A 21,028-nucleotide genomic window follows, 5' to 3' on the forward strand; every position below is an offset into this window, starting at 1 on the left:
TCGCGATGCGACCACGCTTCAGCCCCTCCCTCTCCGCCGCCCTGCTGGCGGTCCCGCTCCTCGCCGCGTGCGGCTCGTCGACCGACTCCGGGTCCTCGACGTCGGCCGCGTCCACGAGCGGCTTCCCGGTCACGGTCGAACGCTGCGACCGTGACGTCACCGTCGAGAGCCCGCCGCAGCGCATCGTGTCCTTGAACCAGGGCACCACCGAGATCCTGCTGAGCCTCGGCGTGGCCGACCGCATGGCGGGTGCCGCGGGCTGGACCGACCCGATCCTGCCGTCGCTGGCCGACGAGAACGCGACGGTCGAGCGGCTCGCGGACCAGGCGCCGTCGTACGAGGACCTGCTCGCGACCGAGCCCGACCTCGTGACCGCGTCGTTCGCGAACACCCTCAGCGAGGGCGGGGTGACCACGCCCGAGAAGCTGGCCGGCCTGGGCGTCCCCGCCTACCTGTCGGCCGTCGAGTGCGAGAAGTCCGACTTCGGCGCCGGTGACGGCACCCGTGACGAGCCGCTCGAGATGGAGTCGATCTACACGGAGGTCCGCGACCTCGCCGCGCTCGTGGGCGAGGAGCGGGCCGGCGAGGACCTCGTCGCCTCGCTCGAGGAGCGCATGGCCGAGGCCGCCGCGGCCGACTTCGACGGCACGTCGGTCTTCTACTGGTTCGCGAACTCCGAGGCGCCCTACGCCGCGGGCTGCTGCGGGGGGCCGGGCATCATCACGCGGGCGCTGGGACTGGACAACGTGTTCGAGGACGAGCAGGACGAGTGGCCGCAGATCGGGTGGGAGTCGATCGCCGCGACCGACCCCGACGTCCTGGTCATCGGCGACCTGACCCGCAGGAGCCAGACCGCGGAGAGCGGCAAGGCCAAGATCGCGTTCCTGGAGTCCAACCCGGTCACGCGGGAGATGACCGCGGTCAAGGAGAAGCGCTACGTGCTGCTGGCCGGCGCCGAGCTCAACCCGTCGATCCGCACGGTCGACGCCGTCGAGAAGGTCGCGGCGGGCCTGCGCGACCTGGGGATCTCAGCGTCGTGACCTCCCTGCTGGTCGACGGCCGCGAGGCCCCGGGCGACGTCGAGACACCGCCCGGGCGGGGGGCGCGAGGCTCCCGGCGCGGTCTCGTGCTGGGCGTGGTGACCCTCGCCGCGCTCGCGGTGTCGGTCGCGGTCGCCACCACGATCGGGCCGTCGGACCTCGGCCCGCGAGACGCCGTGGCGGTCGCGCTGGCCAAGGTCGGGCTCGGGTCGTCGGGCCTCACCGGCATCCAGGAGGCGATCGTGTGGGACCTGCGCCTCCCGCGGGCTGTGCTGGCCGCTGCCTGCGGCGCCGGGCTGGCCCTGTGCGGCGTGGTGCTGCAGTCGCTGCTGCGCAACCCGCTGGCCGACCCGTTCGTGCTCGGCATCTCCTCGGGCGCGTCCACCGGTGCCGTGGCCATCGTGGTGCTGGGTGTCGGGGCCGGCTCGGCCACGCTGGCCTCCGGGGCGTTCGTCGGGGCGCTGCTGGCCTTCGGGCTCGTGCTCGTCCTGGGCATGGCCTCCGGCGGGACGACCGACCGGATGATCCTGGCCGGCGTCGCGGCCACCCAGCTGTTCGCCGCGCTCACCTCGTTCATCGTGTTCACCGCCGCCGACGCCGAGCAGACCCGGGGCGTGCTGTTCTGGCTGCTCGGCTCGCTCGGCACCGCCTCGTGGCGCGACGTCCTGGTGTGCGGTGGGCTGGTGCTGGCGGGCCTCGTCGTCTGCTGGCTGGCGGCCGGGGCGCTCGACGCGTTCACCTTCGGCGAGGACGCCGCCGCGGCGCTCGGGGTCTCCGTGCTGCGCATCCGGCTGCTGCTCCTCGTGGTGACGGCCCTCATGACCGCCGTCATCGTGTCGACGTCCGGCGCCATCGGGTTCGTCGGGCTCGTGCTGCCGCACGCCGCACGAGCCGTGGTGGGGGCAAGGCACCGGGTGCTCGTGCCCGTCTCCGCCGTGCTGGGCGCGATCTTCCTGGTGTGGGTCGACGTCGGCGCGCGCACGGTCATCGCACCGCAGGAGCTGCCGGTCGGCGTGGCCACGGCGCTCGTGGGCGTGCCGGCCTTCGTCGTGATCCTCCTGCGGCGGAAGCAGCGTTCATGAGCATCAGCGCCCGCACCGTCTCGTGGGGGGTGCGCGACCGGCTGATCGTCGACGGCGTGGACCTCGACGTCCGGCCCGGCAGCACCGTCGGCCTGCTCGGTCCCAACGGGTCCGGCAAGTCGTCGCTGCTGCGACTCCTCGCCGGTCTGCGACCGGCCTCCTCGGGGGTCGTGCGTCTGGGTGAGGACGACGTGACGCAGCTGAGCCGACGGCAGGTGGCGCGTCGTCTCGCCGTGGTCGACCAGGACGTCACCACCGACACCCAGCCGACCGTGCGCGACGTCATCGGTCTCGGTCGGCTGCCGCACCGCTCGACGTGGGCTCCCACGTCCGCCGCGGACCGGGCCGTCGTCGAGCGGGCCGCCCGCACCACGCGCACGTCGCACGTGCTCGACCGCGCCTACTCGACGCTCTCCGGGGGCGAGCGCCAGCGGGTGCAGATCGCCAGGGCGCTGGCCCAGGAGCCGACCGAGCTGCTGCTCGACGAGCCCACCAACCACCTCGACGTCCGCCACCAGCTGGAGCTCCTGGAGCTGGTGCGGGCGGCACGCACCACCACCGTGATGGCGCTGCACGACCTCAACCTGGCGGCCACGTACTGCGACACCCTCGTCGTGCTGGCCGACGGTCGGGTCCGGGTCGCGGGGCCACCCGCCGAGGTGCTCACCGCCGAGCTCGTGGCCGACGTCTACGACGTGCAGGCGGTCGTGACCCTCGTGGACGAGGTGCCGCACGTGAGGTTCACCGGGGTGACGAGCGCATGACGCGGTGGGATCTCCCCCGTGGGGCCGGGTCGTACCGCCCTGGGAGAAGACGTCGACCCGGCCCACCCGGCACGCGGCGTTGGGAGTGGTGCACGCGCGCCGTCACCCCATCCAACCTCCGCGGCAGCGAAAGGACACGCGGGACACGGGGTGAGCATCGTCGCGCTTCTCCCGGCCCATCCGACCAGGTCTCGGCGACGAACGGCAGCCACTGCCGCCGTCGAGCGAGGATGAAGCCATGAGCCCCGGCCCTGACGGCAGCGCTCGCGACCGCGCCGACCGATGCCCCGGGGTGCTGCGTCCCTGGATCGCCGACGACGGCGCGCTCGTGCGGCTCAGGCTCGTCGGCGGACGGCTGCCGTCGCGTGCGCTCGCGCGGCTCCTCGACGTGGCCGAGCGGCACGGCGACGGGACGGTCGCGCTGACCCGGCGGGCGAACCTGCAGGTCCGTGGACTGGCCGCCCCCGACGGCCGCGTCCCCCCGGCCGTGGTGGACGATCTCGAGTCCACCGGCCTCCTGCCGAGCCGCACCCACGAGCTGGTGCGCAACGTCATGGTGTCCCCGCTGTCGGGCCGCAGCGGCGGCCTCGCCGACCTTCGCCCCGCAGCCGAGCGGTACGACGCGCTGCTGCGCGGTGACGACGCCCTGGCCGAGCTGTCCGCGCGGTTCCTCGTCGTCCTCGACGACGGCCGCGGCGACCTCGTCGACCGGACCCTCGACCTCGGAGCCGTGGCGGTCGACGCGGGCCACGCGCAGGTCCGGGCCGGTCGGCACTGGGGCGAGGTCGTGCCGCTGGACGTCCTGCCCGACGTGCTCATGGCACTGGCCCACCGGTTCCGGCGGGTCCGTCCGGACGTCGGCACGTGGCACGTCGACGACCTGCCCGAGCACGGCGCCGTGGTCATGGGCGACCTGCACGCCCGCGACCTGCGCACCCAGGTGCGCGCCCTGCCCCTGCCCGAGGGCGTCGGCCGCCAGGACGACGGCCTCGCCTACGAGCACGTCACCGTGCCCGACGGCGTGCTGCGCCGTCCCGACGTCGACGCGCTGCTCGCCCGCGCCGGTGCCGAGCTGGTGGTCACGCCGTGGCGCAGCGTCGTCCTGCCCGATCTGCCCGCACGACCTCCGGAGACCGCATGAGAGCCCCCACCCGACGCTTCGACTACGAGGGCAGCGGCGCTGCCATCTACGTCGACTCCTTCGCGACGATCCGGCGGGAGACCGACCTGTCGCGCATCCCCGCCGACGCCGAGAAGGTGGCGGTGCGGATGATCCACGGCACCGGGCAGACGGACCTGGTCGACGACCTCGTGGTCCACCCGCGGCTGGTGTCGTCGGCGCGAGCGGCGCTGCGGTCGGGCGCACCGATCCTGTGCGACGCGACGATGGTGGCCTCCGGTGTCACCCGGGCGCGGCTCCCGCAGGACAACGACGTGCTGTGCCTGCTGCGCGACGAGCGGGTGCCCGACCTGGCGCGGGAGTGGGGGACCACCCGGTCGGCGGCCGCGCTCTCGTTGTGGGGCGACCGGCTCGACGGTGCGGTCGTGGCGATCGGCAACGCGCCCACGGCGCTGTTCCACCTGCTGGAGCTGCTGGCCGACGGTGCGCCGAGGCCGGCGGCCGTCGTGGGGGTCCCGGTCGGCTTCATCGGGGCCGCCGAGTCGAAGGACGCGCTCGCGTCGTTCGCCGACACGCACGGCATCGACGTGCCGTTCGTGACCGTGCGCGGGCGTCGGGGCGGCTCGGCCATGGCGGCCTCGGCCCTCAACGCGCTGGCGCAGGAGGAGGAGTAGTCATGCCTGGTTCCCTGTACGGCGTCGGCGTCGGCCCCGGTGACCCCGAGCTGGTCACGCTCAAGACCGCACGGCTGATCCGGTCGGCCGACGTCGTGGCCTACCACCAGGGCGTGGGCAAGCGCTCGAACGCGCGGCGGATCGTCGACGACCTGGTGCCCGAGGGCGTCACGGAGGAGGTGCTGCAGTACCCGGTCACCACGGGCGAGGTGCAGCACCCGGGCGGCTACGCGGGCGCGATGGCCGACTTCTACGAGGAGTGCGCCGAACGCCTGCGCGCGCACCTGGCCGCGGGCCGCGACGTGGTGGTGCTCGCCGAGGGCGACCCGATGTTCTACGGGTCGTTCATGTACCTGCACGACCGGCTGTCGCCGGACTTCGAGACCGAGGTGGTGGCGGGGGTGCCCGCGTTCGCCGCCGCCACGGCGCTGGCCGCCACCCCGTTGGTGCGCCAGACCGACGTGCTCACCGTGCTGCCCGGGACGCTCCCGGAGGCCGAGCTGGCCCGGCGGCTCGCCGACACCGACGGCGCGATCATCATGAAGCTCGGCCGCACCTTCCCGGCCGTCCGCTCCGCGCTGGAGCAGGCCGCCCGGCTCGACACGGCGCTCTACGTCGAGCGCGCGTCCATGCCCGAGCAGCGGTGGATGCCCGTGGCCGACGTCGACCCGTCGTCGGTGCCGTACTTCTCGCTCGTCGTGGTCCCGGGTGACGGCCACGGCCGGCGCTACGACGCCCCGGAGCCCTCCGCGGGTGTGGCCGAGGCAGCCCAGGGGGAGGTCGTCGTGGTCGGGCTGGGGCCGGGGCCCGACGGCTGGCTCACGCCCGAGGCGTCCGACGAGCTGTCGCGCGCGGGGCACGTGGTGGGCTATGCGCCGTACGTGGCGCGGGTGCCGCAGCGGGTCGGGCTCGTCCGGCACGCGTCGGGGAACACGGTCGAGATCGACCGCGCCACCCACGCGCTGGAGCTGGCACGCGCGGGTGAGCGAGTGGCCGTCGTGTCGGGCGGCGACGCGGGCGTGTTCGGCATGGCCACCGCGGTGCTGGAGGCGCAGGAGGCGCGCTCGGACCTGCACGACGTCGTGGTCCGCGTGGTGCCGGGCGTCTCCGCCGTCCAGGCCGTGGCGGCGCGGGCGGGGGCACCGATCGGCGGTGACTTCGCGGTGATGAGCCTGTCGGACCGGCTGAAGCCGTGGTCGGTCGTCGAGAGGCGGCTGCGTGCCGTGGCCGACGCCGACCTCGTGCTGGCCGTCTACAACCCGCGGTCCCGCTCGCGCACCACCCAGGTCGCGGACATGCGGCGCATCCTGCTGGAGCACCGCGACCCCGGCACCGTGGTGGTCGTGGGCCGCGACGTCGGCCGCGCCGAGGAGTCCCTCGTCGTGACCACCCTGCACGAGCTGGACCCGGAGTCGATCGACATGAAGTGCCTGCTGGTCGTCGGCTCCTCGACCACCCGGGTCAGCCCCACCGGCGCCGTCTGGACCCCCCGCTCCGTCGAGCCCTGACCGCCCGCCCCGCCCCACCCCGCGTTTTGACGCGTTGACGTCGGTTTGGCGGGGAGAAACCGACGCAGACGCGTCAAAACGCGCGGTGGGGCGGGGGTCGTGGGGGTCAGCGGCGCTTGGTGGACCGGTCGCGGGTGGGGGAGTAGAGGTAGGACTCCGCGCCCTCCGGTCGCGACACCGCGGGACCGACGAGGATGACGGCGGCCTGGCGCAGGCCCGCGGCCTCCACCTGGTCCGCCACGTCGGCGAGGGTGCCGCGCAGCACGACCTCGGCGTCCTGCGACGCGTTCGCGACGACGGCCACGGGGGTCTCGGGCCCGAGCACGGCGGCGAGCCGCTCCGCCAGGTCCCGGGTCCGGGTGATGGCCAGGTGCAGGCACAACGTGGCGCCCGTCGCCGCGAAGGTCTCCAGCTCCTCGCTCGACGGCATGGCCGTGGACCGCGCCTGGGTGCGCGTCAGCACCACCGACTGCACCACCTCAGGCACGGTCAGCTCGACGCCCAGCCGGGCCGCGGCCGCCGCGTAGGCAGGCACCCCGGGGGTGACGTCCCACGGCACGCCGGCGCCGTCGAGCCGACGCGTCAGCTCGTGCAGCGCCGAGTACACCGACGGATCGCCCGACGACAGCCGCACCACCTCCAGGCCCGCTGCGTGCGCGTCGACGCACGTGGCCGTGATCGCGTCGAGGTCGAGGTCCTGGGTGTCGACGAGGCGTGCGTCGGGTCGGCAGTGCTCGAGCACGGCGGCGACGTAGGTGCCGGCGTACAGCACCACGTCGGCGCGCTCGAGGAGCCGGACGGCCCGCACCGTCAGGAGGTCCGCGGCGCCTGGCCCGGCGCCCACCACGTGCACGGTCATGCGCGTCCTTCCTTCACGACCGACCACTGCGTCACCGCACGGGCCGGGGTCCACGACGTGAACGACCCGAGGGGCGCGGCCGTCTCGACCAGCAGCCGCACCAGCTCGCCGCCGTGCTCGGCGTGCCACGCGACGAGCAGCTGCTCGGTCTCGAGCGTGACGCCGTGCACCACCAGGCGTCCACCCGGGCGCAGGGCCCCCCAGCAGGCGTCGAGCACGCCGTCGACCGTCGCACCGCCACCGACGAACACCGCGTCGGGTGCCTCCAGGTCGGCGAGCGCCTGGGGCGCCGCGCCCGTGACCACCTGCACCTCGGGGACGCCGAGGGTGCGGGTGTTGCGGACGATTCGCTCGGCACGCTCGGCGTCCCGCTCGACGGCGACGGCCCGGCACGTCGGGTGGGTGCGCGCCCACTCGACGGCCACCGACCCGGCGCCCGCGCCGACGTCCCAGAGCAGGGCGCCGGGCGTCGGGGCCAGGCGCGCGAGGGCGCTGGCCCGCACGTCGCGCTTGGTGACCTGGCCGTCGTGCTCGAAGGCGTCGTCGGGCAGGCCGGGCACGAGCGGCAGCACCCGCGCACCCGCGTCGCGGACCTCGACGGCCAGCACGGTCAGCGCGCCGACGTCGTCCGTCCAGGTGGTCGCGACACCCTCGGTGCGGGACTCGGTCTCGGCACCCAGGTCGGTGAGCGCGGTCAGCGTGCTCGTGCCGTAGCCGTGCGACGCGAGCAGCGCGGCCACGGCCGCGGGCGTCGACGCGTCCGAGCACAGCACCAGCAGACGGGCCCCCGGGGCGAAGGCGGTGGCCAGCCGGTGCACGTCGCGTCCCACGACGGTCACGACGTCCGACGACTCCGCTGACCAGCGCATCCGGGCCCGCGCCAGGGCGACGGACGAGACGCCCGGCAGCACCTCGACGGCGTCGGCACCGAGCAGCCCGACGAGCGTGGTGCCGATGCCGGAGACCAGCGGGTCGCCCGACGCGAGGGCGACCACGCGCCGGCCCTCGAGCCCGGCGACCAGGTCCGGAAGCCCGTCGCGCAGGGGCGACGGCCACGGCACGCGCTCGGCCGGCACCTCCGCGGGGACCATTGCCAGGTGCCGCTCGCCCCCCAAGAGGACGTCGGCCGACTCGACCGCGGTCCGGCGCGCGGCGTCGAGTCCGGGCCAGCCGTCGGCACCGATCCCGACGACGAGGAGGGGGGAGCGAGCGGAGGTCATGTCTCGCGAGGCTAGTGGGTTGCCGCACCACGGCGGCGCCCCGGTAGCCTGGCGCCCGACCAAACTTCACATGACGCGAGGTGCCCCAGAACCTGGGGAGAATCGGGAAGCCGGTGCAAGTCCGGCACAGGGTCCGCTGCGGTGACCACCTGAGGGTGGAAGTCCGAAGACCGGCCTCGCGCTCAACCAGCCATGGCGATCGAGCGGGAGCCCTCATGCCACAGCACTACCCCTTCACGGCCGTCGTCGGAGCCGAGCCCGACCAGCTCGACGACATGGCCCTCGCCCTCGTCCTCACGACGATCTCGCCCGCCATCGGCGGCGTGCTCGTACGAGGGGAGAAGGGCACGGCCAAGTCGACCCTCGTGCGTGCCCTCGCGGCCGTGCTGCCGCCGATCGAGGTGGTCTCGGGCGACCGGTTCTCCAGCGACCCCGCTGACTCCGCCCTGTCGCCCGACGGGCCGTTCGGTCCCGACGCGCCGGTCGAGTCCCGCCCCGTGCGGCTCGTCGAGCTGCCCGTCGGGGCCACCGAGGACCGCGTGCTCGGCTCCCTCGACCTCGAGCAGGCCCTCGGAAGCGGCGTCACCCGCTACGAGCCCGGCCTGCTGGCTCGCGCGCACCGCGGCGTGCTCTACGTCGACGAGGTCAACCTGCTGCACGACCACCTGGTCGACCTCCTGCTCGACGCGGCCGCGATGGGCCGCTCCACGGTGGAGCGCGACGGCGTGTCCGTGGAGCACGCCGCCCGGTTCGTCCTCATCGGCACGATGAACCCCGAGGAGGGCGAGCTGCGGCCCCAGCTGCTGGACCGCTTCGGCCTCGCCGTGGAGGTGGCCGCGCCGCGCGACCCGGCCACCCGCGCCGAGGTCGTGCGTCGCCGGCTGGCCTTCGACGCCGACCCGACCGGCTTCGCGGCGCGCTTCGCCGACGCCGAGGCCGCGCTCACCGCTCGGATCAGTGTCGCGCAGGACCTCGTCACCCAGGTGCCGCTCGACGACGCGACCCTGGTCTCCATCGCGGAGCTGTGCTCGGCGTTCGGGGTCGACGGCCTGCGTGCCGACATCGTGACCGCCCGTACCGCTGCCGCCCACGCGGCGTGGCACGGTCGCACCACCATCACCCGCGACGACGTGCGCGCGGCAGCCCGCCTCGCGCTGCCGCACCGACGTCGGCGCAACCCCTTCGACGAGACCGGGCTCGACGAGTCCGAGCTCGACGACCTGCTCGGCCCGGACGAGCCGCCCGCGGGCGGCCCCGACGACGGTCCTGACGACGGTGGCCCCGACGACGAGGGCCCTGACGACGGGGGACCCGACGGTGGTGGCCCCGGCGGCGGCAGCGACACCCCGGCCGACGCGCCCGCGCCCGGCGAGGCGCCCGCCCCGTCCGGCGGCGACGCCGGCGAGGGCTCCGGCCAGGCCGCGGAGTCCACGGTCGGCGCCGGGCAGCCGGTGCGGGCCCGCCTGCTGCAGGTCGACGGCGTGGGTGCCGGCGTCTCGGGTCGTCGTTCGCGCGCGGTGACCGACGACGGCCGGCGCATCGGCGCGCGCACCCCGGCCGGCCGCAGCGGCTCGCTGCACCTCGTCGAGACGGTCCGCGCGGCCGCGCCGCACCAGCACGCCCGCGGACGCGCCGACGGAGGCCGCGTGCTGCTGCGACCCGCCGACCTGCGCGTCGCCGTGCGCGAGGGACGCGAGTCCAACCTGGTGCTGCTCTGCGTCGACGCCTCGGGCTCCATGGCCGCGCGCCGCCGCATGGAGCAGGTCAAGACCGCCGTGCTCTCCCTGCTGCTCGATGCCTACCAGCGCCGAGACAAGGTCGGACTGGTCACCTTCCGCGGCGCCGACGCCACGCTCGACCTGCCACCCACGTCGTCGGTCGACGTCGCCGCGCGCCGGCTGGAGGAGCTGCCGGCGGGCGGCCGCACCCCGCTGGCCGAGGGCCTCGCCGCTGCCGCGGACGCTCTGCGTCTCGAGCGCATCCGCGACCCGCTGCGCCGGCCGCTGCTCGTGGTCGTCACCGACGGTCGCGCCACGTCGGGCCCGGACGCCCTGGCCCGCGCCCACCGGGCGGCCGACCACCTCCACCGCTCCGGCGTGGCGTCGGTGGTCGTCGACTGCGAGACAGGCGGGTTCCGGCTGGGGCTCGCGTCGGTGCTGGCCGACCGGCTCGGCGCCCAGCACCTCCCGCTCGGCGAGGTCAGTGCCGAGGCGCTCACCAGCGTCGTCAGGGAGGTGGCCTGATGCCCCAGGGTCAGCCGCTGGTCGTCCCCGACGACGGCCTCACCACCCGCCAGCGCCGCAACCGACCGCTCGTCATGGTGCACACCGGCCCCGGCAAGGGGAAGTCCACCGCCGCGTTCGGCCTGGCCATGCGCGCCTGGAACCAGGGCTGGAAGGTCGGCGTGTTCCAGTTCGTCAAGTCCGCCAAGTGGCGCGTCGGCGAGCAGTCCGTGCTCGAGCACCTGGGTCGCCTGCACGAGACCGAGGGCCTCGGCGGTCCCGTCGAGTGGCACAAGATGGGCTCGGGCTGGTCGTGGTCGCGCAAGTCCGGCACCGATGACGACCACGCCGTCGCGGCCGCCGAGGGCTGGGCCGAGATCAAGCGCCGCCTCGCCGCCGAGACCCACGACCTCTACGTGCTCGACGAGTTCACCTACCCCATGAAGTGGGGGTGGGTCGACGTCGACGACGTCGCCGACACCCTCGCGTCGCGGCCCGGTCGCCAGCACGTGGTGATCACCGGACGCGACGCCGCCCCCCGGCTCCTGGAGGTGGCCGACCTCGTCACGGAGATGACGAAGGTCAAGCACCCCATGGACGCCGGCCAGAAGGGCCAGCGGGGGATCGAGTGGTAGCGCGCCTGGTCGTGGCGGCGCCCGCGTCGGGCCACGGCAAGACGACGATCGCCACGGGCCTCATGGCGGCGCTCGCCCGCACCGGGCTGCGGGTCTCGGGCCACAAGGTGGGACCGGACTACATCGACCCCGGCTACCACGCGCTGGCCACCGGGCTGCCCGGCCGCAACCTCGACCCCCACCTGGTGGGGGAGGAGCGTCTCGTGCCGCTGCTGCTGCACGGTTCCGCCGGTGCGGACCTCGCGGTCGTCGAGGGCGTCATGGGTCTGCACGACGGCATGCTCGGCACCGACGGCTACGCCTCCACCGCCCACGTGGCCCGCGCGACCGACAGCCCGGTGGTGCTCGTGGTCGACGTGTCGTCGGCGTCGCGCTCCATCGCGGCGCTCGTCCAGGGCATGGTCGCCTTCGACACGTCGGTGCGGGTGGCCGGCGTCGTCCTCAACAAGGTCGGGTCCACGCGGCACGCCGACGAGGTGGTGCGCGCGCTCGAGAGCACCGGGGTACCGGTGCTCGGCATCGTGCACCGCGACGACGGCGTCGTGGCCCCGTCGCGCCACCTGGGTCTGGTGCCCGCGGCCGAGCGGGAGGACGCGGCGGCCGCGCTCGACCGGCTCGCCACCCGGGTCGCGAAGGCCGTCGACCTGGAGGAGGTCGTGCGCATCGCCCGGTCGGCGCCGACCCTGCAGGGTGCGGCGTGGGACGCCGCCGACGAGGTCGGCCCTCCGCCCGCCGGGCCGCGGCGGGTGGTCGCCGTGGCCGGCGGTCGCTCGTTCACGTTCCGCTACGCCGAGACGGTCGAGCTGCTCGACGCCCTCGGCTGCGACGTGCAGGTGTTCGACCCCCTGCACGACGAGTCCCTGCCGGAGGGCACGTCGGGGCTCTACCTGGGCGGCGGCTTCCCCGAGGTGCACGCGGCGACGATCTCGGCCAACGAGCCCCTGCGCCACGCCATCGCGGACGCCGTGGCCGCCGGGGTGCCGACCGTGGCCGAGTGCGCGGGCCTGCTGTACCTCTGCCGCTCGCTCGACGGCGCGCCCATGGTGGGTGCGCTCCCGGCCGACGCCGCCATGACGCCGCGCCTGACCCTCGGCTACCGCACGGCGGTGGCCCCGGTCGAGCACCTGCTCGCCCCCGTCGGCGGCCGCGTGACCGGCCACGAGTTCCACCGCACCCACGTCACGCCGTCGGCCGGCGCCGACGACGCGTTCGGTGTCGCCTGGACGAGCGCCCACGGCGAGGCCGGCTTCGCGAGCCCGACGCTCCACGCGTCGTACCTGCACACGCACTGGGCGGGCCACCCCCGCATGGCGGCGCGCTTCGCCGCGGCGGTCCACGCGGCACGACCAGAGGAAGGTCGCCACCGCTGGTCGAGTAGCCAGGACCGCGAGCGCCAGCGAGCTGGTGCTGGCGTATCGAGACCACTCGGCAACGGCTCCGCGCGGGTCGATGTGCGCGAATCCGCCCAGGGTGGTCTCGATACGCCTCCCTCGCGCTCGTCCCGCCCCCGCAAGCGGGAGGTGCCCCCAGCGGATGCCGGCTACTCGACCAGCGGTGACCCCCTGCGCCACCACGGCGACGCGGAGGCCACCGAGGGACTCGTCGACCTCGCGGTCAACGTGCACGACGGGCCGCGTCCGACGTGGCTCGACCATGCCCTGCGCTCCGCCCTCGACGACGTCGGCCGCTACCCCGACGCCCGAGAGGCCGAGGCTGCCGCGGCTCGGCGGCACGTCCGTCCTGCCGACGAGGTCCTCGCGACCGCCGGTGCGGCGGAGGCGTTCACGCTGCTGGCCCGGGCCCGCGACTGGCAGCACCCCGTGGTGGTGCACCCGCAGTTCACCGAGCCCGACGTCGCGCTGCGCCAGGCCGGCCACGACCCGCAGCACGTGCGGCTCGGCCACGACTTCGCGCTCGAGCCCGACCGCGTCCCCGACGACGCCGACCTCGTGGTCGTCGGCAACCCCACCAACCCCACCGGGGTGCTGCATCCCGCCTGGGCGATCCGTGCCCTCGCGCGGCCCGGCCGCGTGGTCGTGGTCGACGAGGCGTTCATGGACGCCGTGCCCGGGGAGCAGCACTCCTTCGCCGGCGCCCCGGCGGGGGTGCCGGGCCGTGGGCGGCAGACTGGCACAGCCCTTCCCGGGGTGCTGGTCGTGCGCAGCCTGACGAAGCTCTGGAGCATCCCCGGCGTGCGCGCGGGCTACGTCCTCGGCGACCCCGACCTGCTGGCCGACCTGCGCGCCCAGCAGCCGCCGTGGTCGGTGTCGACGCACGCCGCCGCCGCGATCGTCGCGTGCACGTCCGACGACGCCCGCGCCGAGGCGACCCGTCGTGCCGCCGACGTGGGCCGGCACCGCGCGGTGCTCACCGACGGCCTCGACGAGCTGGGCGTCCACCACCTGCCGTCGTCCGCGCCGTTCGTCCTGGCTCGGGTGGGGCCAGGGGTCCACGGTGCGTTGCGCGACGCCGGGTGGGCGGTGCGTCGCGCCGACACCTTCCCGGGACTCGACGACGCCTGGATCCGCGTCGCCGTGCGCGCTCCCGACGTCACCCGTCGCTTCCTCGCCGCGCTCGCGCAGGTGCGGTCGTGAGTCGGCGCGTGCTCTTGGCCGGCGGCGGTCTGCGCGCGGCGGCGGCAGCGTCGTCGGCCCTGGCCGAGGGCGACATCGTCACGGTCGTGGCCCCCGACCTCGTGGCCACGCTCGAGGACCTCGTCCACCGCGGCCTCGTCTCCTGGCGGCGCGGCGAGCTGTCGCTCGACGACGTGCTCGCGGCCGACGTGGTGCTGCGGGTGCCGGCCGACGGTGTCGTCGATCGAACACGTCCTGGCACGCCCGCCGCCGTGGGTGACGTCGTCCTCGTCGGGGCCGGGCCGGGCGACCCCGACCTCATGACCGTGGGTGGCCTGCGCGCCCTGGCCGAGGCCGACGTCGTGGTCACCGACCGACTCGTCCCGCTCGCCGCGCTCGACGCGGTGCGGCCCGACGCCCAGGTCGTCGACGTCGCGAAGATCCCGGGCGGCCGGTCCACCGGACAGGACGCGATCGACGCGCTGCTCGTGGAGCACGCCCTGGCCGGCCGGCGCGTGGTCCGGCTGAAGGGCGGCGACCCGTTCGTGTTCGGCCGCGGCGGCGAGGAGGCGATCGCCTGCGTCCGGGCGGGTGTGCCGGTGCGGGTGCTGCCCGGCGTCACGTCGTCGGTCTCCGGCCCGGCCCTCGCGGGCATCCCGGTCACCCACCGGGGGCTCACGCAGGGCTTCACCGTGGTCTCGGGCCACGTGCCGCCCGACCACCCCGACTCCACGGTCGACTGGAAGGCGCTCGCGTCGACGGGCACGACGATCGTCGTGCTCATGGGGGTGCGCACCCTCGGCGCCATCGCCGAGGCCCTCGTGGGTGGTGGCCTCGACCCCGACACCCCGGCCGCGGTGGTCGCCGACGCGGGTCTGCCCAGCCAGCGTCGGGTCGACGGCACCGTCGTCACGATCGCGCGCGTCGCGGCCGACGCCGGCATCGGCGCTCCGGCGGTCACGGTCGTCGGCCGCGTGGTCGAGGCGCTGCCCCTCGAGCCGGCACCAGGGGTGTGAGCCGGTGACCCGCCTGCTGTGGATGCGCCACGGCGAGTCCACCTGGAACGTCGCCGGCCGCGAGCAGGGCCGCACGGCCCACCCGCCGCTCACGGACCTGGGGCGGCGCCAGGTGCTCGCCGCCGCCGAGCAGCTGGCCGACGCCGACGTCGCCGCCGTCGTGTGCTCGCCCCTGGTCCGTGCCCGTCAGAGTGCCGACCTGGTGGCGGCCCGGCTCGGGCTCGAGGTCGTGGAGGACCCGCGTCTGGTCGAGCGCGGCCACGACGAGACGCTCGACGACGTGCTCGGACGCCTCGCGGACTTCTTGGCGTCGGGCCCGGCCGACGACACGCTCGTGGTGACCCACGGCGACGTGATCGCCTACGTCGTCGCGGCCCTCGACGGCACGGCACCGTCCCTGCCCGCCAACGCCGAGGTCCGCGTGACGCAGTCGTAGGAATCGATCGTGGGAGACCCTCGCGGAGGACCCCTCGCCTGCCCTACGATGACGAACGATCGACGGTGCGGAAGCCGGTGGGAATCCGGCGCAGTAGCGCTACTGTGACGCCTCAGCACGACGGGGCGGAGCCAGACCCAAGCCGACGACAGCCATCCATCCACGGGACGCACTCATCCCTCAGGAAAGGCCTGCCATGTCGCAGCTCTCCCCAGCCCGCTCCGTCGACCTCGTCGGCGTGGCCACGCCCATCTCCGTCCGCGAGCTCGCCCCGTGGGCGCTGTTCGTCGCCCTGTTCGCCGTCCTGGCGCTGTACTTCGTCGGTGCGGAGCAGGGAGCGACCTCCCTGCTCGCGGGCGACACCGTGCACGAGTGGGTCCACGACGGTCGCCACCTGCTCGGGTTCCCCTGTCACTGAGCAGGGCCACCGACCAGCACGACCTCTGACGGCGCCGCACCGAGCCCCGGTGCGCGGCCCGCCGTCCCCGCCTGCGCCCGGCGCGGCCCCCACGCGAGAACGGAACCCTGCATGTCCACGTCCCTGACTCCCCGCACCTTCCTGGTCCACGGCCTCGTCGCCGGCCTCGTCGGCGGCATCCTGGCCTTCGTCGTCGCGTTCGCCGTCGGCGAGCCGCCCATCGACGACGCGATCGCCCTCGAGGAGTCCGCGTCCGCTCCGGCCGACGCCGGTGCGCACTCCCACGAGGAAGGCGCGGCGCACTCGCACGGTGACGACGAGGCGGGCGGCATCACGCGAGGCCAGCAGGCCGGGCCCGGCCTGCTCACGGCGACGGTCCTGTTCGGCCTCGTGGCCGGTGGCGTCGCCGGCATCGCCTCGGCCTTCGCGGTCGGGCGGCTCGGTGGTCTGCGCCCCGTCGCGTCGACCGGCGTCGTCGTGACCCTGACCTACCTCGCCTACACCGTCGTCCCGTGGCTCAAGTACCCGCCGAACCCGCCGGCCGTCGGCTCCGGCGAGACCATCGGGGAGCGGACGGCGCTCTACTTCGGCTTCGTGACCGTGTCGCTGCTCGCCGCGGTGGCGGCAGTCCTGCTGGTACGAGCTCTCCTCGCGCGCGGACCGTGGCTCGCCGTGGTCTCCGGCGTCGCGCTCTACCTCGTGGTCGTCGGCGTGGCGGCCGTGGTGCTCGCGCCGATCGACGAGGTGCCCGACGGCTTCCCGGCGAACACGCTCTACTCCTTCCGGATCGGCGCGCTCGCCACGTCGACGGCGATGTGGGCGGGGGTGGCGCTCGTGCTCACCGGCCTCACCGCTCGCACGTGGCGGGCCCACCAGGCCGACGAGCTGCGTCGCGCCCGGGCCGCCGCTCTCTGAGCCCGTCCCGATCCGCGATGATGCGTCCATGACCGCCGCCTCGACCGTCGACGCCTGGCGGCTCGCCGTGGGCACGCTCACCGCGTGGCCGGTGCGGCCGCCCCGGACGGTCGACCACCTGACGGCCGGCCGGGCCATGGTGCTCGCGCCCGTCGCCGTGCTGCCGCTCGCGATCGGGGTGACCGCCGTCGGGCTGGGGGGCCAGGAGCTGGCGCTCTCGCCGTTGGTCACGGGTCTGCTCGTCGTCGGCCTGCTGGCGCTCGGCACCCGGGCCTTCCACCTCGACGGCCTGGCCGACACCGCGGACGGACTGACCTCCTCCTACGACCGCGAGCGCACGCTGGCGGTCATGCGATCGGGTGACGTGGGGCCGGCCGGCGCGGCGGCCCTGGTGCTCGTGCTCGGCCTCCAGGCCGCGGGGGCGGCCTCGCTCGTGGCCGCGGGCGACGCGGTGCTGGTCGGTGCCGCGGTCCTGCTGTCGCGCTCCGGTCTGGTGCTCGTGTGCTCACGAGCGGTGCCTGCCGGGGACGGCTCGGGCCTGGGCGCCACCATGGCGCGGAGCGTCCCGCTGCCCGTCGCGGTCGTCGCCCACGCGGGCTGGGCCGCGCTGCTCGTCGGAGCCTGCGTGCTCGCGGACGCGCCCTGGTGGCACGGTCTGGCCGCAGGGGCTGCCGCCCTGGTCGTCCTCGGCCTGCTGCTGCGTCGCGCCCACCGTCGCATCGGGGGCGTGACGGGCGACGTGATGGGCGCCGGCATCGAGCTCACCCTCGCCACCGTGCTCGTGGTGCTGTCGTGAGACCGGCCTCTGCAGGTCTGGTGCTCGGGTTCGTGGCCGACCGCCTCCTCGGTGACCCCCGCTCGCTGCACCCGGTGGCGGGCTTCGGGCAGGTGGCCGCGGCGCTCGAGCGCCGCACGTACGCCGACCGACGTGGTGCGGGCGCGCTCCACGTGGGCGCGCTCGTCGGGGGCGCGGGCGCGGTCGGCGTGGTCGCCCGCTCCGCCGCGCGGCGCCGAGGACCCGTGGCCGAGGCGGTGCTGACCGCGGCCTGCACGTGGGCCGTGCTCGGCGGTCGCTCGCTTGAGCGCGAGGCGCTCGCTGTGCACGCCCTGCTCGACGCCGACGACCTGGCCGGCGCCCGCCGCCGCGTGACCCATCTCGTGGGCCGCGACCCCAGCACCCTCGACGTCGAGGGCGTGGCCCGTGCGACGGTCGAGTCCGTCGCCGAGAACACGTCCGACGCCGTCGTCGCGCCCCTCGTGGCCGGCGCCGTCGCGGGGGTTCCCGGGCTCCTGGCCTACCGCGCCGCCAACACCCTCGACGCCATGGTGGGCCATCGCACCCCTCGCCTCGAACGCTTCGGCTGGGCCGCCGCCCGCCTCGACGACGTGCTCAACCTCGTCCCCGCGCGACTGTCCGCGACCCTGGCCGTCGTCACCGCCCCGCTCGTCGACGGCAGCCCCGGCGCGGCCGCTCGCGCGTGGCGCCGCGACGCCCGCCACCACCCCAGCCCCAACGCCGGGCCGGTCGAGGCGGCCTTCGCCGGGGCGCTCGGGGTGCGGCTCGGCGGCGTGAACGTCTACGCCGGGCGCACCGAGGACCGTCACACGCTCGGCGACGGCCGACCCGTCCACCCCGACGACGTCGCCCGCGCGACGAGGCTGGCGCGAGTGGTCGACGTGGGCGCGCTGCTCGTCTGCGTGCTCGGGCCCAGGTTCCTCAAGCCCGGTCGGCGGCCCACTCGGCGGCAGAACGGACGTCGCTGACCGCCTCCACCCCGGGCGGGCTCGGGGGCCGGCGCACGACCACCACGGCCGCGCCACGCTCGCCCGCCGCGTCGAGCTTGGCGACCGTGTGGCTGCCGCCGGAGTCCTTCGTGACCACCACGTCCACACCGTGCTCGGCCAGCAGCGCCCGCTCCGACGCCAGGTCGTAGGGGCCGCGGCTGTGCAGCAGCGTCCAGGCCGGCGGCAGCTCGACCTCCGGCTCGTCGACCACCCGCACGAGCGCCGCGACGTCGCGCAGCGGCTCCACGAACGGCGCGAGCCCCTGCCGCCCGATGCTGAGGAAGGGGCGGCTGCCGAGTCCGACGGTCAGCGCCGCGGCGTCCGCATGGGAGTCCACCCAGTGCCACCGGTCGGCGTCGGGGTGCCCGCTCCAGCCCGGCCGCGCGAGCCGCAGCAGCGGGACCCCCTCGGCGTCGCACGCCGCCGCCGCGTTCGCGCTGATGCCCGCCGCGAAGGGGTGGGTCGCGTCGACCACCGCCCTCACCCGCTCCTCGCGCAGGTAGGACCGGAGGCCGGCGACGCCACCGAACCCGCCGATCCGCGTCTCGCCGACGGGCAGCCGTGGTCGGGCCACCCGTCCCGCCAGCGACGACGTGAGCGCGACGCCGGCGTCGTCCAGCCGTGCCGCGAGGGCGCGCGCCTCCGCGGTGCCGCCGAGCAGCAGGATCATGCTCCCGCCCCTGGCGGGAGCAGGGGCAGGTCGGCAGGGGCGCCGTCGCGGGCCAGCCGCTCCAGGGCGTCGACGTCGAGGTGGGTCTCCACCAGGTCGCCCAGCCGGTCGAGCCGCGCCTCGCGCAGGCCCCCGAACGACACGTCCGACGGCGGCAGCACCGTGCCCGCCGCTGCCGCCACGTCGGCCAGAAGCGCGCGGCGGAACGCGTCGCCCTCCAGGCTGCCGTGCCACATCGTGCCCATCACCGCGCCGCTGCGTGCGCCGCCCAGGAACTCCTCGCCCGACCCCCGGGCGATCCGGCCGTGGTGGATCTCGTAGCCCGACGTCGGCGCCCCCAGCGCCTCGCCGGTCGGCAGGCGCAGCACCTTCTCGGCGCCGAACGTCGTCTCGACGTCGAGCAGGCCCAGCCCCTCGACGCTGCGCGCCGTCGACGCCTCCACCGCGTCGGGGTCGTGCACGTGGCGGCCCAGCATCTGGAAGCCACCGCAGATGCCGAGCACGGGCCGGCCCGCGCGGGCGTGCGCCACCACGGCCCGGTCGAGCCCGCGGGACCGCAGCCACACCAGGTCGTCGATCGTGGCCCGGGTGCCGGGCAGGACGACCAGGTCGGCGTCGGCGACGTCGCGCGGGTCGGAGACGAACACGACGTCGACGCCGGGCTCGACCCCCAGCGCGTCGACGTCGGTGAAGTTGCTGATGCGGGGCAGGCGCACCACGGCCACGCGCAGCGCCCCGGCGGCTCCCGATCGCCGTCCGTCCAGGTCGAGCGCGTCCTCGGAGTCGAGCCACAGCGACGGGTCCCAGGGCAGCACGCCGTAGAACGGGCGCCCGGTCAGCGAGGTCAGCCGCTCCAGGCCGGGATCGAGCAGCGACACCTCGCCGCGGAACTTGTTGACGACGTAGCCGGCCACCAGCCGCTGGTCGTCGGCGTCGAGCAGTGCGACGGTGCCGTGCAGGGCGGCGAACAGGCCGCCGCGGTCGATGTCGCCCACCACCACGACCGGCAGCTCGGCGTGCTGCGCGAGCCCCAGGTTCACGTAGTCCGACGACCGGAGGTTGATCTCGGTGGGGGAGCCCGCACCCTCGGCCACCACGACGTCGAACCGTCCGGCCAGGTCGTCGAACGCCGCGTGCGCGGCCGCGGCGAGGTGCCGCCGCCCCTCCACGAAGTCCGTCGCGTCGACGGTGCCGCCCGGACGCCCCATGACCACGGCGTGGCTGCGCCGGTCGCTGCCCGGCTTCAGCAGCACCGGGTTCATCGCGACCTCGGGCGTCGCCCGGGCCGCGAGCGCCTGCACCCACTGCGCCCGACCGATCTCCCCGAAGCCGTCGGTGGGCTCGCCGCCCAGCGGCACGACCATCGAGTTGTTCGACATGTTCTGCGCCTTGTAGGGCGCCACGCGCAGACCGCGCCGCGCGAAGGCCCGGCAGATCCCCGTCGTCACCACGCTCTTGCCGGCGTCGGACGTCGTGCCGGCGACCAGCAGCCCAGGAGTGCGCATCGCAGCACAGCCTAGAGGCGCACGCCCTAGGGTCGGGCCATGCAGGTCACGTTCCGCAGGCTCCAGCCGGGCGACCTGCCGGTCCTCGCGCGCTGGCTCGCTGCCCCGCACGTGCACCGGTGGTGGTTCCAGGAGGCCGACCCCGAGGCGCTGGAGCGCGACTTCGGTGCGGTCATGCGCGGCGAGGAGCCGGCCGAGGACCTCGTGGCCACCGTCGACGGACGCGACGTCGGCCTCTGCCAGCGCGCCCGCTGGGACGACTACCCCGACGACGAGGCCGAGCTCGCGCCGTTCCTCGACCTCCCGTCCGGCGCCGTGACCGTCGACTACCTCATCGGCGACCCCGCCGACACCGGACGCGGCATCGGGCCGGCCGTGATCGCAGCGCTCGTCGCCGACACGTGGGCCTCGTACGCGGACTGCCCCGCCGTGGTCGTGCCGGTCGCCGCGGGCAACCGGCCGTCGTGGCGGGCACTGGAGAAGGCCGGCTTCCGCCACGTGGGCACGGCGCGGCTCGAGCCCGACAACCCGGTGGACCCGCCCGACCACGTGGTGCTGCGGATCGACCGACCCCGCTGACCGCGGC

20 protein-coding genes, 1 pseudogene and 2 riboswitches are annotated in these 21,028 nt (G+C 75.5%); of the genes and pseudogenes, 17 read left to right on the forward strand and 4 right to left on the reverse strand.

Annotated elements, in window-relative coordinates:
• Positions 1-5: 5 nt before the first annotated feature.
• From RQG84_RS15960 to RQG84_RS15985, 6 genes are all read left to right on the forward strand, one after another.
• On the forward strand, positions 6-1,040 hold the full coding sequence (locus tag RQG84_RS15960; protein WP_311210819.1) for an ABC transporter substrate-binding protein: 1,035 nt from the start codon (positions 6-8) through the stop codon (positions 1,038-1,040).
• Complete coding sequence (locus RQG84_RS15965; protein ID WP_311210820.1) at positions 1,037-2,122, forward strand: iron chelate uptake ABC transporter family permease subunit; 1,086 nt, start codon at positions 1,037-1,039, stop codon at positions 2,120-2,122. The genes RQG84_RS15960 and RQG84_RS15965 overlap by 4 nt, the downstream gene beginning before the upstream one ends.
• A complete protein-coding gene (locus RQG84_RS15970) occupies positions 2,119-2,886 on the forward strand; it encodes an ABC transporter ATP-binding protein (RefSeq protein ID WP_311210821.1) in 768 nt (255 codons plus the stop codon). The genes RQG84_RS15965 and RQG84_RS15970 overlap by 4 nt, the downstream gene beginning before the upstream one ends.
• Before the next feature lie 238 nt (positions 2,887-3,124).
• A complete protein-coding gene (locus RQG84_RS15975; protein WP_311210822.1) occupies positions 3,125-4,027 on the forward strand; it encodes a nitrite reductase in 903 nt (300 codons plus the stop codon).
• Positions 4,024-4,680, forward strand: coding sequence for a precorrin-8X methylmutase (locus tag RQG84_RS15980; protein ID WP_055961054.1), 657 nt, complete (start codon positions 4,024-4,026; stop codon positions 4,678-4,680). Before RQG84_RS15975 ends, RQG84_RS15980 begins: the two co-directional genes overlap by 4 nt.
• A gap of 2 nt (positions 4,681-4,682) precedes the next feature.
• Positions 4,683-6,188 carry a precorrin-2 C(20)-methyltransferase gene (locus tag RQG84_RS15985; protein WP_311210823.1) on the forward strand — a complete coding sequence of 502 codons (1,506 nt, stop codon included), beginning with the start codon at positions 4,683-4,685 and terminating at the stop codon, positions 6,186-6,188.
• 106 nt (positions 6,189-6,294) lie between these two features.
• On the opposite strand, the gene RQG84_RS15990 is transcribed toward RQG84_RS15985, so the two are convergent.
• On the reverse strand, positions 6,295-7,047 hold the full coding sequence (locus RQG84_RS15990) for an SAM-dependent methyltransferase (RefSeq protein WP_311210824.1): 753 nt from the start codon (positions 7,045-7,047) through the stop codon (positions 6,295-6,297).
• Positions 7,044-8,267 carry a precorrin-6y C5,15-methyltransferase (decarboxylating) subunit CbiE gene (cbiE, locus tag RQG84_RS15995; RefSeq protein WP_311210825.1) on the reverse strand — a complete coding sequence of 408 codons (1,224 nt, stop codon included), beginning with the start codon at positions 8,265-8,267 and terminating at the stop codon, positions 7,044-7,046. The genes RQG84_RS15990 and cbiE overlap by 4 nt, the downstream gene beginning before the upstream one ends.
• A gap of 61 nt (positions 8,268-8,328) precedes the next feature.
• Positions 8,329-8,461: riboswitch (cobalamin riboswitch) on the forward strand.
• 21 nt (positions 8,462-8,482) lie between these two features.
• Here cbiE and RQG84_RS16000 point away from each other — a divergent pair.
• The 10 genes and pseudogenes from RQG84_RS16000 (at position 8,483) to RQG84_RS16040 (ending at position 18,246) form a co-directional block, all read left to right on the forward strand.
• The gene (locus RQG84_RS16000; RefSeq protein ID WP_311210826.1) at positions 8,483-10,510 is read left to right on the forward strand and encodes a VWA domain-containing protein; all 2,028 of its coding nucleotides are present in this window, start codon (positions 8,483-8,485) and stop codon (positions 10,508-10,510) included.
• Positions 10,510-11,124: a cob(I)yrinic acid a,c-diamide adenosyltransferase gene (gene cobO, locus RQG84_RS16005; protein WP_055961035.1), complete on the forward strand. Its 615-nt coding sequence runs from the start codon at positions 10,510-10,512 to the stop codon at positions 11,122-11,124. The genes RQG84_RS16000 and cobO overlap by 1 nt, the downstream gene beginning before the upstream one ends.
• Entirely contained in the window at positions 11,118-13,718 is a 2,601-nt protein-coding gene (locus RQG84_RS16010; RefSeq protein ID WP_311210827.1) for a cobyrinate a,c-diamide synthase, read from the forward strand. Before cobO ends, RQG84_RS16010 begins: the two co-directional genes overlap by 7 nt.
• Before the next feature lie 8 nt (positions 13,719-13,726).
• Positions 13,727-13,921 (forward strand): annotated as a pseudogene (locus RQG84_RS18120) (NAD(P)-dependent oxidoreductase); the annotation flags it as partial.
• Between the two features lie 48 nt (positions 13,922-13,969).
• Positions 13,970-14,713 carry a uroporphyrinogen-III C-methyltransferase gene (gene cobA / locus RQG84_RS16015; protein ID WP_311210841.1) on the forward strand — a complete coding sequence of 248 codons (744 nt, stop codon included), beginning with the start codon at positions 13,970-13,972 and terminating at the stop codon, positions 14,711-14,713.
• 4 nt (positions 14,714-14,717) lie between these two features.
• Complete coding sequence (locus RQG84_RS16020) at positions 14,718-15,149, forward strand: histidine phosphatase family protein (RefSeq protein WP_311210828.1); 432 nt, start codon at positions 14,718-14,720, stop codon at positions 15,147-15,149.
• A gap of 69 nt (positions 15,150-15,218) precedes the next feature.
• Positions 15,219-15,286: riboswitch (cobalamin riboswitch) on the forward strand.
• Positions 15,287-15,345: 59 nt separating this feature from the next.
• On the forward strand, positions 15,346-15,567 hold the full coding sequence (locus RQG84_RS16025) for a CbtB-domain containing protein (RefSeq protein ID WP_055961027.1): 222 nt from the start codon (positions 15,346-15,348) through the stop codon (positions 15,565-15,567).
• A 111-nt stretch (positions 15,568-15,678) separates the two neighbouring features.
• On the forward strand, positions 15,679-16,482 hold the full coding sequence (locus tag RQG84_RS16030; RefSeq protein WP_311210829.1) for a CbtA family protein: 804 nt from the start codon (positions 15,679-15,681) through the stop codon (positions 16,480-16,482).
• Positions 16,483-16,510: 28 nt separating this feature from the next.
• On the forward strand, positions 16,511-17,278 hold the full coding sequence (locus RQG84_RS16035) for an adenosylcobinamide-GDP ribazoletransferase (protein WP_311210830.1): 768 nt from the start codon (positions 16,511-16,513) through the stop codon (positions 17,276-17,278).
• Entirely contained in the window at positions 17,275-18,246 is a 972-nt protein-coding gene (locus RQG84_RS16040) for a cobalamin biosynthesis protein (protein WP_311210831.1), read from the forward strand. Before RQG84_RS16035 ends, RQG84_RS16040 begins: the two co-directional genes overlap by 4 nt.
• Here the strand turns inward: RQG84_RS16040 and RQG84_RS16045 are convergent.
• Together RQG84_RS16045 and RQG84_RS16050 are read right to left on the reverse strand one after the other, a co-directional pair.
• The gene (locus RQG84_RS16045; protein ID WP_311210832.1) at positions 18,200-18,937 is read right to left on the reverse strand and encodes a cobalt-precorrin-6A reductase; all 738 of its coding nucleotides are present in this window, start codon (positions 18,935-18,937) and stop codon (positions 18,200-18,202) included. The two genes, RQG84_RS16040 and RQG84_RS16045, sit on opposite strands and share 47 nt — an antisense overlap.
• Positions 18,934-20,442: a cobyric acid synthase gene (locus RQG84_RS16050; protein ID WP_311210833.1), complete on the reverse strand. Its 1,509-nt coding sequence runs from the start codon at positions 20,440-20,442 to the stop codon at positions 18,934-18,936. The genes RQG84_RS16045 and RQG84_RS16050 overlap by 4 nt, the downstream gene beginning before the upstream one ends.
• Before the next feature lie 39 nt (positions 20,443-20,481).
• On the opposite strand from RQG84_RS16050, the gene RQG84_RS16055 reads away from it, so the two are divergent.
• On the forward strand, positions 20,482-21,021 hold the full coding sequence (locus tag RQG84_RS16055; RefSeq protein WP_056579178.1) for a GNAT family N-acetyltransferase: 540 nt from the start codon (positions 20,482-20,484) through the stop codon (positions 21,019-21,021).
• Positions 21,022-21,028: the final 7 nt, after the last annotated feature.

Source organism: Aeromicrobium sp. WCS2018Hpa-31 (assembly GCF_031843905.1).
Classification (GTDB): domain Bacteria; phylum Actinomycetota; class Actinomycetes; order Propionibacteriales; family Nocardioidaceae; genus Aeromicrobium.

What these genes read in the sequence shown, in the direction of transcription:
- RQG84_RS15960 (WP_311210819.1), top strand. Translation starts at nt 6, where the DNA reads ATGCGACCACGCTTCAGCCCCTCCCTCTCCGCCGCCCTGCTGGCGGTC.
- RQG84_RS15970 (WP_311210821.1), top strand. Translation starts at nt 2,119, where the DNA reads ATGAGCATCAGCGCCCGCACCGTCTCGTGGGGGGTGCGCGACCGGCTG.
- RQG84_RS15975 (WP_311210822.1), top strand. Translation starts at nt 3,125, where the DNA reads ATGAGCCCCGGCCCTGACGGCAGCGCTCGCGACCGCGCCGACCGATGC.
- RQG84_RS15980 (WP_055961054.1), top strand. Translation starts at nt 4,024, where the DNA reads ATGAGAGCCCCCACCCGACGCTTCGACTACGAGGGCAGCGGCGCTGCC.
- RQG84_RS15985 (WP_311210823.1), top strand. Translation starts at nt 4,683, where the DNA reads ATGCCTGGTTCCCTGTACGGCGTCGGCGTCGGCCCCGGTGACCCCGAG.
- RQG84_RS15990 (WP_311210824.1), bottom strand. Translation starts at nt 7,047, where the DNA reads ATGACCGTGCACGTGGTGGGCGCCGGGCCAGGCGCCGCGGACCTCCTG.
- cbiE (WP_311210825.1), bottom strand. Translation starts at nt 8,267, where the DNA reads ATGACCTCCGCTCGCTCCCCCCTCCTCGTCGTCGGGATCGGTGCCGAC.
- RQG84_RS16000 (WP_311210826.1), top strand. Translation starts at nt 8,483, where the DNA reads ATGCCACAGCACTACCCCTTCACGGCCGTCGTCGGAGCCGAGCCCGAC.
- cobO (WP_055961035.1), top strand. Translation starts at nt 10,510, where the DNA reads ATGCCCCAGGGTCAGCCGCTGGTCGTCCCCGACGACGGCCTCACCACC.
- RQG84_RS16025 (WP_055961027.1), top strand. Translation starts at nt 15,346, where the DNA reads ATGTCGCAGCTCTCCCCAGCCCGCTCCGTCGACCTCGTCGGCGTGGCC.
- RQG84_RS16030 (WP_311210829.1), top strand. Translation starts at nt 15,679, where the DNA reads ATGTCCACGTCCCTGACTCCCCGCACCTTCCTGGTCCACGGCCTCGTC.
- RQG84_RS16035 (WP_311210830.1), top strand. Translation starts at nt 16,511, where the DNA reads ATGACCGCCGCCTCGACCGTCGACGCCTGGCGGCTCGCCGTGGGCACG.
- RQG84_RS16045 (WP_311210832.1), bottom strand. Translation starts at nt 18,937, where the DNA reads ATGATCCTGCTGCTCGGCGGCACCGCGGAGGCGCGCGCCCTCGCGGCA.
- RQG84_RS16050 (WP_311210833.1), bottom strand. Translation starts at nt 20,442, where the DNA reads ATGCGCACTCCTGGGCTGCTGGTCGCCGGCACGACGTCCGACGCCGGC.
- RQG84_RS16055 (WP_056579178.1), top strand. Translation starts at nt 20,482, where the DNA reads ATGCAGGTCACGTTCCGCAGGCTCCAGCCGGGCGACCTGCCGGTCCTC.